Source organism: Kosakonia sp. S57 (assembly GCF_016516575.1).
GTDB classification, from domain to species: domain Bacteria; phylum Pseudomonadota; class Gammaproteobacteria; order Enterobacterales; family Enterobacteriaceae; genus Kosakonia; species Kosakonia cowanii.
On record NZ_JACVUL010000006.1, the window covers coordinates 223,652 to 240,312 of the forward strand.

Below are 16,661 nucleotides of genomic sequence, written 5' to 3' on the forward strand. Positions count from 1 at the left end.
GGCGTGAGTTATCTATTGCAAATCGGCGTTATCAAAACTAAAGCCGGTATCCGGCATGATGTAAAAACCGGTCAGTTTTTTGTTATGAGCGGAAACCAGCTTCTCAACCACCAGCGGCACCCACGGCGACTCTTTCCAGAGGATATCCTGCGCCTCTTTATAGAGCCGCGCTTTTTCATCTGTGCTGGTGGTTTTCAGCGCGTCGGCCAGATCCTTATCCACCTGCGGGTTGCTGTAGAAGGCGGTGTTGAACTGGGTTGGCGGCCAGTTCCAAGACGCAAACAGCGGCGAGAGCGCCCAGTCCGCTTCGCCGGTCGAAGAGGTCCAGCCGGTATAGAACATACGCACCCCGCTCTGCTTCTGCCCTTTCGCTTCAACTTCCGCCGCGCGTTGCCCGGCATCCATCGCCGTCACCTGCACTTTGATCCCCACCTGCGCCAGCTGCTGCTGGGTAAATTGCAGCACCTTCTGCGCGGTGCTGTGATTATGGGAAGACCAGAGCGTGGTGGTGAAGCCCTGCGGATAGCCCGCCTCTTTCAGCAGCTCGCGCGCTTTAGCCGGATCGTACGGCCAGGGTTGATAGCTCTGTGAATAGGCAATGGTCGGCGGCAATACGCCGGTCGCTGGCGTGGCAAAACCGGCAAACGCCACTTTCACCAGCGCCTGGCGGTTAATGGCGTAGTTGATCGCCTCGCGCACTTTCGGGTTGTCGAACGGCTTTTGCGTCACGTTCATACTGATGTAGCGCTGCATAATCGACGGGCTGGTGACCAGCTCCAGCTTACTGTTTCGTTTCAGCACCGCCGCCTGCTCATAGGGGATGGGGAAGGCGAACTGCGCCTCGCCGGTCTGCAACATCGCCGCGCGGGTGTTGTTATCCACCACCGGGCGCCAGGTGATGGAGTCCAGCTTCGGCAGGCCTTGCTGCCAGTAGCCGGCAAACTTTTTCACCTTCACAAAATCGGTCTGGTTCCATGCTTCCAGCGTATAGGGGCCGGTGCCGACCGGGTGGAAGCCGATCTCTTTGCCATATTTTTTCAGCGCCGCCGGTGAAATCATCGCCGAGGCCGGGTGGGCAAGGATATTGATAAACGCCGAGAAGGGCTGCTTGAGGGTGATCTTCACCGTGCTCTCATCGACCACCTCGGTGCTGGCGATATTTTTATAGAGGTTGTAGCGCTTAAGGCTGTTCGCCGGGTTGCTGGCGCGGTCGAGGTTCGCTTTCACCGCTTCGGCGTTAAAATCGGTGCCATCCTGGAACTTCACCCCTTTGCGCAGCTTGATGGTGTAGACCAGCCCGTCGTCGGAGACGGTGTAACCCTCTGCAAGCACATTGACCAGCTTCATCTCTTTATCAAGGCCAAACAGCCCCTGATAGAAGGACTTAGCCACCGCCTGCGAGAGCGTATCGTTGGCGTCATAGGGATCAAGGGTGGTGAAGTTGGAACCGACCGCTACCACCACATCTTTCGCGGCAAATGCCGGGAGGGCGGTCAGCGCGACAACCACGCCTGCAACGGCCCGCCAGTGTCGGGAAATGATCTCTGTCATGCTGCTCTCCTGAAAAACCCTGTCTGTCATCAATTAAAAACGCGACTGCGTGCTGCCGGGCGTCGTTCTGGCGACGAAGTGCCCTGGCCCCACGTTTTGCAGCTGTACGCGCTGCATTGTTTCCCCGCGTTTACGAATATTACTCGGCATATCATCGGATAAGAGCACCCGCTGCGGCGGCTGGTGGGCAGGATCGGCCACCGGCACCGCCGACATCAGCTTGCGGGTATAGGGGTGCTGCGGGTTTTCAAACACCGCGCGGCGCGGGCCGATCTCAACGATCTGCCCGAGATACATCACCGCCACACGGTGGCTGATCCGCTCCACGACCGCCATATCATGGGAGATAAAGAGAAACGCGATCCCCAACTCGCGCTGCAGATCGAGCAGCAAATTGATGATCTGCGCGCGAATCGAAACATCCAGCGCCGAAACGGACTCATCGGCCACCACCACGCGCGGGTTCAGCGCCAGCGCGCGGGCGATGCAAATACGCTGCCGCTGGCCGCCGGAAAACTCGTGCGGATAGCGCCACGCGTGCTCCGGCTTCAGCCCGACGCGCTCGAGCAGCCACTCCACGCGCTGGTGTGCTTCCGCTTCGCCGAGAAGATTGTGCACGCGCAGTGGTTCAATAATTGAATCGCCCACCGTCTGGCGCGGATCGAGCGAGGCGTACGGATCCTGAAAAATAAACTGAATATCGCGGCGCACCAGCTTCATCTTGTGATCCGGCAGGGTGTCGATGCGCTCGCCGTTAAAGGTAATCGAGCCGCCCTGGCTCTCCACCAGCCGCAGCAACGCACGTCCGGTGGTCGATTTTCCGCTGCCTGATTCGCCGACAATCGCCAGCGTTTCGCCGGGCCAGAGATCGAAGCTGATGCCCTCTACCGCATGCACCTCTTTGGTGATGCGGTTAAGCAAGCCGCCGCGCAGGGGGAAGCGCGCCACCAGGTCGCGAACCTGCAAAATCGGCTCGCCGGGCACCACGGTATCCTGCTCCGTTTCCGGCTCCTGCACCTGCGGGTTTTTCGCCGAGATAAGCGGGAAGCGGCGCGGCAGATCGCTGCCATTCATCGCGCCAAGCTTCGGCACTGCCGCCAGCAGCGCTTTGGTATAGGGGTGCTGCGGGTCGCGGAAGACGCACTCGACGCTGCCGGTCTCCACCGCTTCGCCCTGATTCATCACCAGCACGCGATCGGCGATGTCCGCGACCACGCCCATATCGTGGGTAATAAAGATCACCCCCATCGACATCTCTTTTTGCAGCACGGCGATAAGCTGCAAAATCTGCGCCTGGATCGTGACATCCAGCGCGGTGGTTGGCTCATCGGCAATCAGCACCGCCGGGCGACAGGAGAGCGCCATGGCGATCATCACCCGCTGGCGCATGCCGCCGGAGAGCTGATGGGGAAAACTGGAGAGAATGGATTGCGCTTCGGGAATACGCACCAGGTCGAGCATACGCCGCGCTTCCCGCATCGCCTGCTCACGGCCCAGTTTCTGATGGAGGCGAATCGACTCGGCAATCTGCTCACCAACCGGGAAAACCGGGTTGAGCGAGGTCATCGGCTCCTGGAAAATCATCGCGATATCCGCCCCGCGCACGCTGCGCATCTGCGAGGAGGAGAGCGTGTTGATATCGACCTTCTGGCGGTTGCGCCGCGTCAGGCAGATATGATCGCAGTTCACTTCGCCGCCCGCCTGCTCAATCAACTTGAGCAGCGAGAGCGCGGTAACCGACTTCCCGGAGCCAGATTCGCCGACAATCGCCAGCGTTTCGCCCCGTTTCAGATTAAAAGAGAGGTTACGTACCACCGGGGTAAGCTGCTTCTCATGGCTAAATGCGATATTCAGATTGCTGACGTCAAGAACCACGTCTGCCTCTGGTTCAAAGCCTTGCGACACCCCACTCTCCTTTTTTACGATTGCTGCCTTTGGGAAAGACGATTTCTGAATATAGGAAGTCGTTACAACGATGTAAAGCAATGTGATAACAATGAGGTAGACGCAAGTCATATTGGCCCCTCCCCTTTTCTGCCATAATGGCCGCTTCTCGCGTTGACTGGATAGAAATTATGGAATCTGCAAATGGCCTGATCTCGCTGGAGACGGCGCTGTCGAAAATGCTGTCACGCATTTCACCGCTCACTGAGCATGAAACCCTGCCGCTGCTCGCCTGTTTTGGCCGCGTAGTCGCACAAGATGTTGTTTCGCCGCTGAATGTCCCCGGTTTTGATAACTCAGCGATGGACGGCTATGCCGTGCGCCTGGCGGACCTCAGCGGCGGCAACGCGCTGCCGGTAGCAGGTAAAGCCTTTGCCGGGCAGCCCTTTAGCGGCGAGTGGCCGCAAGGCACCTGCATACGCATTATGACCGGCGCACCGATCCCGGCGGGCTGCGAGGCGGTGGTGATGCAGGAGCAGACGGAGCAGAGCGACGACGGCATCCGCTTTACCGCCGAGGTGCGCGCTAACCAAAACATTCGCCGCGCGGGCGAAGATATCGCCAAAGGCGCCAGCGTCTTTACGGCGGGCACAAAACTGACCGCCGCCGAGCTGCCGGTGCTCGCCTCCCTCGGCATTGCCGACGTCAGCGTGGTGCGCAAAGTGCGCGTAGCCCTCTTCTCCACCGGTGATGAACTGCAACTGCCGGGCCAGCCGCTGTCTGACGGGCAGATTTATGACACTAACCGCCTGTCGGTCCACCTGATGCTGGCACAGCTTGGTTATGAGGTGATTAACCTCGGGATTGTGCCGGACGATCCGCAGAAACTGCGTGATACCTTTATCGCCGCCGACAGCCAGGCGGACGTGGTGATCAGCACCGGCGGCGTGTCGGTGGGCGAAGCGGACTACACCAAAACCATTCTTGATGAGCTGGGTGAAATCGCCTTCTGGAAGCTGGCGATCAAACCGGGCAAACCTTTTGCGTTCGGCAAGCTAACAAAGAGCTGGTTCTGCGGCCTGCCGGGCAACCCGGTCTCCGCCACCCTCACCTTCTACCAGTTGGTGCTGCCGCTGCTGGCGAAACTGAGCGGCAATGGCGCGGATGTGACGCCACTGCGTTTTCGCGCGCGCGTTATCGGCGGGCTGAAAAAGTCGCCGGGACGCCTCGATTTCCAGCGCGGGATTGTCAGCCGTGGCGAAGATGGCACGCTCGAAGTGCGCACCACCGGCCATCAGGGCTCGCACATTTTCAGCTCCTTCAGCCAGGGCAACTGCTTTGTGGTGCTGGAGCGCGAGCGCGGCAACGTGGCGGCGGGCGAATGGGTAGATGTGGAGATGTTTAACCATCTCTTCGGGGGCTGACGATGGCAGAAGAGCTCAGCGACAGCGAGATGATGCGCTACAACCGGCAGATTACTCTGCGTGGGTTCGATTTTGACGGCCAGGAGCGGTTAAAAGCCGCGCGCGTGCTGGTGGTCGGGCTCGGCGGGCTTGGCTGCGCGGCGGCGCAATATCTGGCGGCGGCGGGCGCGGGCACAATGACGCTGCTCGATTTCGATACGGTAGCGCTGTCAAACCTGCAGCGCCAGACGCTGCACGGCGATGCGGATATCGGTCGCGCTAAAGTGGACTCTGCCCGCGAGTCGCTGCTGCGTATCAACCCGCATGTCGAGTATGTCACCATTAATGCGCTGCTTGATGAAGCGGCGCTGTTCGCGCAGATTGCCGCGCACGATCTGGTGCTGGACTGCACTGACAATGTGGCGATCCGCAACCAGCTCAACGCCGGCTGTTTTCAGCATAAAGTGCCGCTGGTCTCCGGCGCGGCGATCCGCATGGAGGGGCAGATCAGCGTCTTTACCTGGGCGGACGGCGCGCCCTGCTATCGCTGTTTGAGCCGCCTGTTTGGCGAGAATGCGCTGACCTGCGTGGAAGCAGGCGTGATGGCGCCGCTGGTCGGCGTTATTGGATCAATGCAGGCGATGGAAGCGATTAAGGTGTTGACCCATTACGGCACGCCCGCCGCGGGCAAGATCGTGATGTACGATGCGATGCAGTGCCAGTTCCGCGAGATGAAGCTTATGCGTAACCCGCAGTGTGAAGTGTGCGGCGATGGCACACCGCCCGCGGCTTAATTGCCGGATGGCGGCGTAAACGCCTTATCCGGCCTACGGGTCTGCGGGCGTCTTTTGCCGGATGGCGGCGGTTTTGTAGGCCGGGTAAGCGCAGCGCCACCCGGCAGTTTCCCTGTCGGGCACAAGGCATAAACCGCGAACCCCATCACAGCAACTTTCATTCGAAAGTTATTTAATCTCCATATGAAATATGTGGAGATGGTCGATGATTTTCAATATTCAGCGCTACTCAACCCATGACGGCCCCGGCATCCGCACGGTGGTGTTCCTGAAAGGGTGCCCGTTGCGCTGCCGCTGGTGCCAGAACCCGGAAAGCCGCGCCCGATCGCGCGACCTGCTGTTTGACCCTCGCCTCTGCCTTACCGGCTGCGATTTGTGCCAGCGCGCCGCGCCTTCGGTGATCGAACGCGCGCAAAATCATCTCTTGATCCAGCGTGAAAAGATCACCGATGCAGCGCTGGATACCCTCACCGGCTGCTGCCCGACCGAAGCGCTGAGTGTCTGCGGCGAGGAGAAATCCGTGGCGGAGATAATGGCGACGGTGCTGCGCGACAAACCCTTTTACGATCGCAGCGGCGGTGGCGTGACCCTCTCCGGCGGCGAGCCCTTTATGCACCCCGAACTTTCAGAGGCACTGCTGCGCGAGAGCCATCAGCACGGCATCCATACCGCCGTTGAGACCTGCCTGCATGTGCCGTGGCGTTATATCGAACCCTCACTGCCGTGGGTGGATCTCTTTCTCACCGATCTTAAACATGTCGATGAGAATGCCTTTCGTGCCTGGACGAACGGCTCTGCCGCACGCGTGCTCGATAATCTGCAACGCCTCGCCCGCGCCGGGAAAAAGATGATTATTCGCGTGCCGCTGATCCCCGGCTTTAACGCCGATAAAGCCTCCATTGAAGCTATCACTACTTTCGCTGCCGACCAGCTGCACGTCGGCGAGATCCACTTTCTGCCCTATCACACGCTGGGCATGCAGAAGTTTGACCTGCTCGGCGAAACCTGTACCGCTCCTGAAAAACCGCTCGACGACCCTGAACTGCTGGCATTCGCCGCGGCATTTGCCCGCCAGAAAGGGCTGGCGACGACACTGCGAGGATAAAATTATGACTCTGATGCAACTCAACACGCTGCCTGAGCGCATCCGCGCGCATAAACAGGCGCTGATCTCGATTGTAAAACCGCCAATCTGCACCGAACGCGCGCTGCACTACACACAGATTTATCAGCAGCATATGGATAAGCCACTGCCGGTGCGCCGCGCGCTGGCGTTAGCCCATCACCTGGCGCAGCGCACTATCTGGATCAAACATGACGAGCTGATTATCGGCAATCAGGCAAGCGAAGTGCGCGCCGCGTCGATCTTCCCCGAGTACACCGTCTCGTGGATTGAGAAAGAGATTGATGATCTGGCGGATCGTCCCGGCGCGGGCTTTGCGGTTAGCGAAGCGAATAAGCGCGTTCTGCATGAAGTCTGCCCGTGGTGGCGCGGCCAGACGGTGCAGGATCGCTGCTACGGCATGTTTACCGACGAGCAGAAAGCTTTGCTGGCGAGCGGCATTATCAAAGCCGAAGGCAATATGACCTCCGGCGATGCGCACCTGGCGGTGAACTTCCCGCTGCTGCTGGCAAAAGGGCTGGATGGCCTGCGTGAGCATGTGCGCGAGCGCCGCACGCGGATTGATTTGACGCAGCTTGCGGATCTGCACGGCGAGCAGTTCCTGAAAGCGATTGATATCGTGCTTGAGGCCGTCAGCCTGCATATTGTGCGTTTTGCCGATCTTGCGCGCACGATGGCGGCTGACGAGCCGCGCGAAAGCCGCCGCGACGAGCTGCTGGCCATCGCCGAGAACTGTGAGCTTATTGCCCACCAGCCGCCGCGCACCTTCTGGCAGGCACTGCAACTCTGCTACTTTATCCAGCTACTGTTGCAGATTGAATCCAACGGCCATTCGGTGTCGTTTGGCCGAATGGATCGGTACCTTTACCCCTTCTGGCGTCGCGATGTCGAGCTGCAACAGACGCTGCACCGCGAGCAGGGCATTGAGCTGTTGCAGAGCTGCTGGCTGAAGCTGCTGGAGGTGAACAAAATCCGCTCCGGCAGCCACTCGAAAGCCTCGGCGGGCAGCCCGCTCTACCAGAATGTCACCATTGGCGGGCAGGTGTGGCACAACGGCCAGATCCATGACGCGGTTAACCCGCTCTCTTACGCCATCCTCGAATCCTGCGGGCGGTTGCGCTCCACGCAGCCAAACCTCAGCGTGCGCTATCACGCCGGAATGAGTGACGATTTCCTCGACGCCTGCGTGCAGGTGATCCGCTGCGGGTTTGGCATGCCAGCATTTAATAACGATGAGATTGTCATTCCGGCCTTTATCGCGCTGGGCGTGGAGCCTGCCGATGCGTACGACTACGCGGCGATTGGCTGTATCGAAACCGCCGTCGGCGGCAAGTGGGGCTACCGCTGCACCGGCATGAGCTTTATCAACTTCGCCCGCGTGATGCTGGCGGCGCTGGAGGGCGGGCGTGACGCCACCAGCGGCGAAGTTTTTCTGGCGCAAAAAGAGGCGCTGTCGGCAGGCAACTTCCGCCATTTTGATGACGTGACAGCGGCATGGGACCGGCAGATCCGCTACTACACGCGCAAATCGATTGAGATTGAGTATGTTGTCGACACCATGCTGGAGGAGAACGTGCCGGATATCCTCTGTTCGGCGCTGGTCGACGACTGCATTGAGCGGGCGAAGAGCATCAAACAGGGCGGTGCGAAGTATGACTGGGTCTCCGGCCTGCAGGTGGGCATCGCCAATCTTGGTAACAGTCTCGCGGCGGTGAAAAAGCTGGTGTTTGAGCAGGGCCTTATCGGTCAACAGCAGCTGTCCGCAGCGCTGGCGGCAGATTTCGACGGCCTGAGCCATGAGCAGCTTCGCCAGCGGCTTATCAACAGCGCGCCGAAGTATGGCAATGATGATGAGAGCGTTGATGCCCTGCTGGTGCGCGCGTATCAGACCTATATCGACGAGCTGAAGCAGTATCATAACCCGCGTTACGGGCGTGGGCCGATTGGCGGCAAATACTACGCTGGTACCTCGTCGATCTCCGCCAACGTGCCGTTTGGCGCGGCAACCATGGCCACGCCGGACGGGCGCAAAGCCCATACCCCGCTGGCGGAGGGGGCAAGCCCGGCCTCCGGCACCGACCATCTTGGGCCGACGGCAGTGATCAACTCCGTCGGCAAACTGCCGGTTGGCGCGATCCTCGGCGGCGTGCTGCTTAACCAGAAACTTAACCCCTCGACGCTGGAAAATGACGGCGACCGACAGAAGCTGATGGCCCTGCTGCGTACCTTTTTTGAGGTACATAAGGGGTGGCATATTCAGTACAACATTGTCTCGCGCGAAACGCTGCTCTCCGCGAAGCAGCACCCGGATCGGTATCGTGATTTGGTGGTGCGCGTTGCCGGTTACTCGGCGTTTTTCACCGCCCTGTCGCCGGATGCGCAGGACGATATCATTGCCCGCACCGAACATACGTTGTGATGTTAAGGTTAGAAACCATTACGCGTTAACCAAGTATTTCGAATCGCAGGAAGGCGGCAAGGTGGCGCATCCCCGGGAGTTTACAAAAAGTAAATGACCGGGGTAAGCCACCGCAGCCAACACACCTGCGGCTCGAAAGACGACGGTTAACTTTCGAATGAAATAAAATTTGTGTAACTCATCACATTCTCTCTAGAATGTTGCTCCTCGTTATGACATTCAGGAGCGCTATATATGACCGTCAAAGTTATCGTCACTGATATGGACGGAACTTTCCTTGATGACGCCAAAAAGTACGATCGCACGCGGTTTATGGCGCAATTCGAGCAACTCCAGCAGCGCAATATCGAATTCGTGGTTGCCAGCGGCAACCAGTACTACCAACTCATCTCCTTCTTCCCGGAGCTTAAAGACCGCATCTCCTTCGTCGCCGAAAACGGCGCGCTGGTCTACGAACACGGCCAACAGCTGTTCCACGGCGAACTGACCCGCCACGAATCCCAGGTGGTGATGGGCGAGCTGTTAAAAGGCGGCGGTATGAACTTTGTCGCCTGCGGGCTTGAGAGCGCCTATATCAACGAAGCCGCGCCGCAAGCGTTTGTCGATCTGATGGCGGAGCATTATCACCGCTTAAAGCCGGTGCGCGACTTCACGCAGATTGACGATACGCTGTTTAAATTCTCCCTGAATCTGCCGGACAGCGAGATCCCGGCGCTGGTTGATGAGCTGCACACCTCCCTCGACGGGATTATGAAACCGGTGACCAGCGGCTTCGGCTTTGTCGATCTGATTATCCCCGGCCTGCATAAAGCCAACGGTATTTCGCGTCTGCTCAAGCGCTGGAACCTCTCCCCGCAAGCATGTGTGACGCTGGGCGATAGCGGAAACGACGCCGAGATGCTGCGCATGACCGACTACTCTTTCGCCATGGGCAACGCCACCGACGCGATTAAAGCCATTGCCCGTCACCAGACCGATGACAACAACCACCACGGCGTGCTGAATGTGATTCAGGCCGTGCTGGATAACACTGCCCCATTCGACCGCTGATCCCCCTGCCGACGCCCCACCGTCGGCACTCTTCCTTTGCCTTTTCCCGCTTTGTGCAATCCATCAAGTTTTTAAACTTGCATTAACTTATTTTTAACTTAGATTGTCATTTGTAATCTTAATTACTTTCGAATGAAAGAAAGAGGTGCCTATGACGTTTACCCATGAAACCCTTCCTGCCGACCACAAAACCGCCATCCGCCAAATGAAACAGGCGCTGCGTGCGCAAATTGGCGATGTACAACAGCTGTTCGATCAACTCAGCGCGCGTATTAGTGAGCGCGTGGAGGAGATTAAGGCGATAAAAGCCCGCGGCGAATCCGTCTGGCCGCAGCTAAACTATGCCGATCTCGCCAACGGATGCGTGACCGAGGCACAGCGCGCGCTGATCAAACGTCGCGGCTGCGTGGTGATTAAAGGCCATTTCCCGCGCGAGCAGGCGCTGGGCTGGGATCGCGCCATGCTCGACTACCTGGCGGAAAACCATTTTGATGAGGTCTATAAAGGCCCGGGCGACAGCTTCTTCGGCACGCTGGAGGCTTCGCGCCCGGAGATCTACCCGATCTACTGGTCACAGGCGCAGATGCAGGTGCGCCAGAGCCATGAGATGGCGGCCGCGCAATCTTTCCTCAACCGGCTGTGGCGGTTTGAGAGCGAAGGCCGCACGTGGTTTAACCCCGATATCAGCGTCATCTACCCGGATCGCATTCGCCGCCGCCCGCCGGGCACCACCTCGAAAGGGCTGGGGGCGCATACGGATTCCGGCGCGCTGGAGCGCTGGCTGCTGCCGGCCTATCAGCGCGTCTTTGCCAACGTCTTTAACGGCAAACTGGATCAATATGATCCATGGGATGCGGCGCACCGCACCGAGGTGGAGGAGTACACGGTTGAGAACACCACCAAATGTTCAGTGTTTCGCACCTTCCAGGGCTGGACGGCGCTGTCGGATATGATCGCTGGTCAGGGGTTGCTGCACGTGGTGCCGATCCCCGAGGCGATGGCCTACATTCTGCTGCGCCCGTTGCTGGACGACGTGCCGGACGATGAGCTGTGCGGCGTGGCACCCGGCCGCGTGCTGCCGGTTTCAGAGAAGTGGCACCCGCTGCTGATGGAAGCGCTGAGCAGCATTCCAGCGCTTGAAGCGGGTGATTCCGTCTGGTGGCACTGCGATGTGATCCACTCGGTCGCCCCGGTGGAAAACCAGCAGGGCTGGGGCAATGTGATGTATATCCCCGCCGCCCCGCTGTGTGAGAAGAACCTGGCTTATGCCCGCACCGTGAAGATTGCGCTGGAGCAAGGCGCTTCGCCCGGTGATTTCCCGCGCGAGGATTATGAGCGCGACTGGTCAGGCCGCTTTACGCTCGCCGATCTGAATGAACACGGTAAGCGCGCGCTGGGAATGGAGAGTTAAGCATCATACAGCCCGTCGCCGGCCACGGCGGTGCGTCGCTGCCCTGGACGTATCCGCCGTACCGACTCGCGCACTGCCAGCGTGCCGTTTAACAGCAGCGAGCCGGTCGGTGCCTGTGGGCGGATCAGGCGCTGCTGCAATAGCTGTACCGCTTCCGCGCCAAGTTCATCCCGCGGAACATGCACTGCGGTAAGCGGCACATCCTGAATTGCCGCGAGGTTAAAGGCGTCGATACTCATCACCGAAACATCCTGCGGCACGCGCAAACCCCGCTGCAGCAGCGCCTGCACCGTCCCCTGCGCCATAAAATCCCCACTGACCAGAAATGCGGTCGGCGGCGTTTTGTTCGCCGGATCGTCCAGCCACTCCGCCACCCGCAGCGCCGCCTCTTTGGCGCTAAAGCTGGGTACGGTGATGAGATCCCGTTTGCTGTTAAACCGCAGGTTCTGCTGCTGCCACGCGGCTTTAATGCCTGCCAGACGCAGATCCATGGTGTAACGGCGCAGGCACATCACATTCACCACATCGCGGTGGCCCATATCAAAGAGATAGCGGGCGGCAAACTCGCCGATGGTGCGGTGATCCGGCGCAATCGAGGGCAGGCGCATACGCCCATCGCGGCAGTTGATCAGCACGCAGGGTTTGCCGATATCCGCCGCCAGCTCGTGAATATGGGTATCGTCAATGCCGAGCAGGATCGCCGCCTGCGTCTCTGGCGCATTCATACGCGCCAGAAATTCATTAGCGTCGCTGTCCAGCTCCTCAAGCGCGCAGTAGCGCAGCCGCACGTCGTGGGGCTCGAGCGCTTTATTGATGCTCTGAATCACACGGTAGTAGAAGATATCGGAGCGCTCATCAAAGGCGCGCTGCGGCGCAAAGACAATCAGGTTATTGAGCAGCAGCCGTCCGGCGGCAATCCCCTCCATCACCCCCAGTTCACGGGCGCAGGCCAGCACCGCCGCGCGCGCTTTTTCGCTGGTGTTGGCTTTTCCCGCCAGCACCCGCGAAACGGTGCTGGTCGACAGATTTGTGCGCCGGGCAATTTCGCTGATTTTGAGCTTTTTATCCATTCTGTGATCTTGCTCCGTTTGTGAAATGGGAAAATTTTCATAGAGCGGAAAGCCTGTTATTTATGGCTTTGATTGCAGTGTGCCGCAATATTCGGTCAATTGATGAGAATCCTTGCACAAAATCGACTTTAGCCGCGCTTTTTTCTCCCCTACGGTAAATGTGTCATACAACTTCCATACTAGTTGTGTGTGTTCTTAAGACAAAAACCAAGAAAAAAATCATCACGCGCGCCTGGCGGTATAACAACTTTTCACCCGGCCGCGATAACGCAACGTCCCTACAAAACGATGAGCGGAGAACACCATGAGCCAGGGGATTAACAACGACGTGGCGGCCACAAGCAGTCGCCGAATCTTCAAAAAATTACGCTGGTGGATGCTGGTACTCTTTCTGTTTGGCGTGACGGTGAACTACATCACCCGTAACTCGCTGGGCATCCTGGCCCCGGAACTGAAAACCAGCCTCGGTATTACTACCGAACAATATTCATGGATTGTCGGCGCATTTCAGCTGGCGTATACCCTGTTCCAGCCGCTGTGTGGCTGGTTAATCGATGTGATTGGCCTGAAAGTGGGCTTTATGGTCTGCGCGATCATCTGGGCGCTGGCCTGTATGTTCCACGCTGGCGCAAGCAGTTGGATCCATCTGGCGATTTTGCGCTTTACCATGGGCGCGTCGGAAGCGGCGGCAACGCCCGCTAACGCCAAAACGATCGGCGAGTGGTTCCCGAAATCGGAGCGTCCGGTCGCCGCTGGCTGGGCGGGCGTTGGCTTCTCCATCGGCGCAATGTTGGCCCCGCCAATTATCTACTTCGCCCACGCCTCGTTTGGCTGGCAGGGGGCGTTTATGTTTACCGGCGTGCTGGCGCTGCTGTGGGTGATTTTGTGGTGGGCGTTTTATCACAACCCGGACAAACACCCGAACCTCAGCCGCGAAGAGCTGGCCTTTATGGCGGAACCGGCGTGGGCGGTGCTGAGCTTCTGGGTGCCGCTCTATCTGGCGAAAGAGCACGGCATGGATCTGAAACAGATTGCGATGTTCGCCTGGCTCCCCTTCCTCGCCGCCGATCTCGGCAGCGTCGCCAGCGGCTATCTCACCAAACTCTATACCCGCTGGTTCGGCTGCTCGCGCGTCAACTCGGTGGTTGCCAGTTCCCTGACCGGCGCGTTCCTGATGATCTCGCTGGCCATTGTGGCGATCACCCGCGATCCCTATATCACCATTGTGCTGATCTCGATTGGCGGCTTCGGCCACCAGATCATCTCCTGCATGTTGAGCGCGCTGGTGGTCGAGTCATTCGACAAAGGCCAGATGGCAACCGTCAACGGCATGCGCGGCTCGGCGGCGTGGATCGCCAGCTTCCTCTTCTCACTGCTGATTGGCGTTACCGCCGACAAGATTGGCTTCAACCCGCTGTTTATTGCCATGGGTTTCTTTGACCTGATTGGCGCTATTTTCCTGGTGGCATTTATTGCTGAACGTCGCGCAAAACGCGCCTGATTGTGGAAGTCTGCTATGAAAACGCTGAAGAACTGGACGTTACAAAAACAGAGCGCTCATCACGTTGAGCTATTGGTTGATGGGCAACATACGCTCTGCCTCTATGTGCTGGAAGCGAACCTGTTTCGCGTGCTGATTAAGCGCAAGGGCGAGCTGGCGCTGGCGCGCACCTGGAGCATCGCGCCAGAGGAGGATGTGCCGTGGGAGGGGCGCAGCCGTGAGGATCTGAGTGGTTTTAGCCTGCCCGCGTGGAAACTTGAACAGCAGCAGGAGACGCTGACCGTTGAGAGCGAGACTCTGCGCGTGACGGTGCACCAGCCGTTATGGCTGGAGTGGCACTACCGTAATGAAGCGGGCGAGTGGCAGTGGCTGGCAGGCGATCGCCCTACCAGCGCTTATCAGATCAATGCTCACGGCGACGGTGTGGCGCACTACCTCAGCCGTAAAAAGGAGGAGCGTTTTTACGGCCTCGGCGAGAAAGCGGGCAACCTGCAACGCACCGGACAGCGCTATGAGATGCGCAACCTGGATGCGATGGGCTACAACGCGGCGAGCACCGACCCGCTCTATAAACATGTCCCTTTCACCCTCACCCGCCGGGATGATGTCAGCTACGGGCTGTTTTACGACAACCTCAGCAGCTGCTGGCTGGATCTCGGGAATGAGATCGATAACTACCACACCGCCTATCGCCGCTGGCAGGCGGAAGCGGGCGATATCGATTACTACATTTTTACCGGCGCGCGTGCGCTGGATGTCACTAAAGCCTTTGTACGCCTGACGGGCAAAACCCTCTTCGGGCCGAAGTGGAGCCTCGGCTACAGCGGCTCGACCATGCACTACACCGATGCGCCGGATGCGCAAAACCAGCTGATGAACTTTATCCGCCTGTGTGAAGAGCATGCGATCCCCTGCGACTCGTTCCAGCTCTCATCGGGTTACACCTCGATTAACGGCAAACGCTACGTCTTTAACTGGAACTACGACAAAGTGCCGCAGCCGAAGGTGATGAGCCAGGCGTTTCACGATGCCGGGCTGAAGCTGGCGGCCAATATCAAACCCTGCCTGTTGCAGGATCACCCGCGCTATCACGAAGTGGCAGAGAGAGGCCTGTTTATTCGCGATTCGGAGAACCCCGGGCCGGAGCGCTCCAGCTTCTGGGATGACGAGGGTTCGCATCTCGATTTCACCAACCCGCAGACCATTGCCTGGTGGCAGGAGGGCGTGACTACGCAACTGCTGGAGATGGGGATCGACTCCACCTGGAACGACAATAATGAGTTTGAAGTGTGGGATGGCGAAGCGCGCTGCGCGGGCTTCGGTCAGGAGATCGCCATCAAGCATATTCGCCCGGTGATGCCGCTCCTGATGATGCGCGCCTCGATGGAAGCGCAGCAGCGTTTCGCGCCGGACAAACGCCCTTATCTCATCTCCCGCTCCGGTTGCGCCGGGATGCAGCGCTATGTGCAGACCTGGAGCGGTGATAACCGCACAAACTGGCAGACGCTGCGCTACAACACCCGCATGGGGCTGGGGATGAGTTTGTCCGGGCTTTATAACGTCGGGCACGATGTCGGCGGCTTCTCCGGCGACAAACCGGATGCCGAGCTGTTTGTGCGCTGGGTGCAAAACGGCGTGATGCATCCGCGTTTTACCATCCACTCGTGGAATGATGACCAGACGGTAAACGAACCGTGGATGTACCCGGCAGTGACGCCTGCGATCCGCAGCGCGATTGAGCTGCGCTACCGCCTGCTGCCCTACCTTTACACCCTGCTGTGGCAGGCGTATGCCGATGATGAGCCGATGCTGCGCCCGACCTTCCTCGATCATGAGCATGATGCGCAGACCTTTGAGGAGTGTGATGACTTCCTGCTCGGGCGCGATCTGCTGGTCGCCAGTGTCGTTGAGCCGGGTCAGCGCGAGCGTTCTCTCTGGCTGCCCGCCAATGAGAGCGGCTGGTACGATTTTTATACCGGGGCGTGGTACGCGCCAGGCCAGTGGGTGACGCTGGATGCACCGCTGGAAAAATTACCGCTACTGGTGCGCGCCGGTGCTGGTTTGCCGCTGAGCGATCGCATTCGTCATGTGGAGGCGAAAAGCGATACCTTCCGCGAACTGCAACTCTTCCCGTTGAAAGGCACCGGGCGTTCCAACGGCCTGCTGTTTGAGGATGATGGCGAGTCGTGGGGTTATAAAGAGGGCAATGCGCTGTGGTTAAGCTGGGAGATGGTCTGCGACAGCGAAACCATAAACCTTGAGGTTACCGCAAGCGGCGATTACCGCCCGGCGTGGCAGACGCTGAATGTTACCTTGCCCGCCGGGGAAAAGCGCCGGTTAGTGATTAACGGCAAGCCGGCAACGGCGTGGTCATTCAGGTAAAAAAATGCCGGATGGCGGCTTACGCCTTATCCGGCCTACAAAAGCAGTAACGATCCCGTAGGCCGGATAAGCG

General features: G+C 59.0%; 11 protein-coding genes. 8 read left to right on the plus strand and 3 right to left on the minus strand.

The features are described 5' to 3' along the window. Nucleotides 1-12: 12 nt before the first annotated feature. A complete protein-coding gene (gsiB, locus tag IAE48_RS08265) occupies nucleotides 13-1,551 on the minus strand; it encodes a glutathione ABC transporter substrate-binding protein GsiB (RefSeq protein ID WP_200134040.1) in 1,539 nt (512 codons plus the stop codon). Nucleotides 1,552-1,584: 33 nt separating this feature from the next. After that, entirely contained in the window at nucleotides 1,585-3,456 is a 1,872-nt protein-coding gene (gsiA, locus tag IAE48_RS08270; RefSeq protein ID WP_192869573.1) for a glutathione ABC transporter ATP-binding protein GsiA, read from the minus strand. A gap of 170 nt (nucleotides 3,457-3,626) precedes the next feature. On the opposite strand from gsiA, the gene moeA reads away from it, so the two are divergent. The 6 genes from moeA to IAE48_RS08300 all read left to right on the plus strand — a co-directional run bounded on the left by moeA (nucleotide 3,627) and on the right by IAE48_RS08300 (nucleotide 11,635). After that, a complete protein-coding gene (gene moeA / locus IAE48_RS08275; RefSeq protein WP_200134041.1) occupies nucleotides 3,627-4,859 on the plus strand; it encodes a molybdopterin molybdotransferase MoeA in 1,233 nt (410 codons plus the stop codon). A 2-nt stretch (nucleotides 4,860-4,861) separates the two neighbouring features. Continuing rightward, on the plus strand, nucleotides 4,862-5,632 hold the full coding sequence (gene moeB, locus IAE48_RS08280) for a molybdopterin-synthase adenylyltransferase MoeB (protein WP_200134042.1): 771 nt from the start codon (nucleotides 4,862-4,864) through the stop codon (nucleotides 5,630-5,632). Between the two features lie 205 nt (nucleotides 5,633-5,837). Beyond that, nucleotides 5,838-6,737, plus strand: a complete 900-nt coding sequence (locus IAE48_RS08285) for a glycyl-radical enzyme activating protein (RefSeq protein ID WP_200134043.1) — start codon at nucleotides 5,838-5,840, stop codon at nucleotides 6,735-6,737. Nucleotides 6,738-6,741: 4 nt separating this feature from the next. Beyond that, on the plus strand, nucleotides 6,742-9,174 hold the full coding sequence (locus IAE48_RS08290; RefSeq protein ID WP_200134044.1) for a formate C-acetyltransferase/glycerol dehydratase family glycyl radical enzyme: 2,433 nt from the start codon (nucleotides 6,742-6,744) through the stop codon (nucleotides 9,172-9,174). Nucleotides 9,175-9,408: 234 nt separating this feature from the next. Beyond that, entirely contained in the window at nucleotides 9,409-10,224 is an 816-nt protein-coding gene (locus IAE48_RS08295; RefSeq protein ID WP_200134045.1) for a Cof-type HAD-IIB family hydrolase, read from the plus strand. A 151-nt stretch (nucleotides 10,225-10,375) separates the two neighbouring features. Continuing rightward, nucleotides 10,376-11,635 carry a DUF1479 domain-containing protein gene (locus IAE48_RS08300; protein WP_200134046.1) on the plus strand — a complete coding sequence of 420 codons (1,260 nt, stop codon included), beginning with the start codon at nucleotides 10,376-10,378 and terminating at the stop codon, nucleotides 11,633-11,635. Here the strand turns inward: IAE48_RS08300 and IAE48_RS08305 are convergent. Next, nucleotides 11,632-12,705, minus strand: a complete 1,074-nt coding sequence (locus IAE48_RS08305) for a LacI family DNA-binding transcriptional regulator (RefSeq protein ID WP_200134047.1) — start codon at nucleotides 12,703-12,705, stop codon at nucleotides 11,632-11,634. The two genes, IAE48_RS08300 and IAE48_RS08305, sit on opposite strands and share 4 nt — an antisense overlap. A gap of 304 nt (nucleotides 12,706-13,009) precedes the next feature. On the opposite strand from IAE48_RS08305, the gene IAE48_RS08310 reads away from it, so the two are divergent. Next, nucleotides 13,010-14,206, plus strand: a complete 1,197-nt coding sequence (locus IAE48_RS08310) for an MFS transporter (RefSeq protein ID WP_200134048.1) — start codon at nucleotides 13,010-13,012, stop codon at nucleotides 14,204-14,206. 15 nt (nucleotides 14,207-14,221) lie between these two features. Next, on the plus strand, nucleotides 14,222-16,588 hold the full coding sequence (locus IAE48_RS08315; protein ID WP_200134049.1) for a TIM-barrel domain-containing protein: 2,367 nt from the start codon (nucleotides 14,222-14,224) through the stop codon (nucleotides 16,586-16,588). Nucleotides 16,589-16,661: the final 73 nt, after the last annotated feature.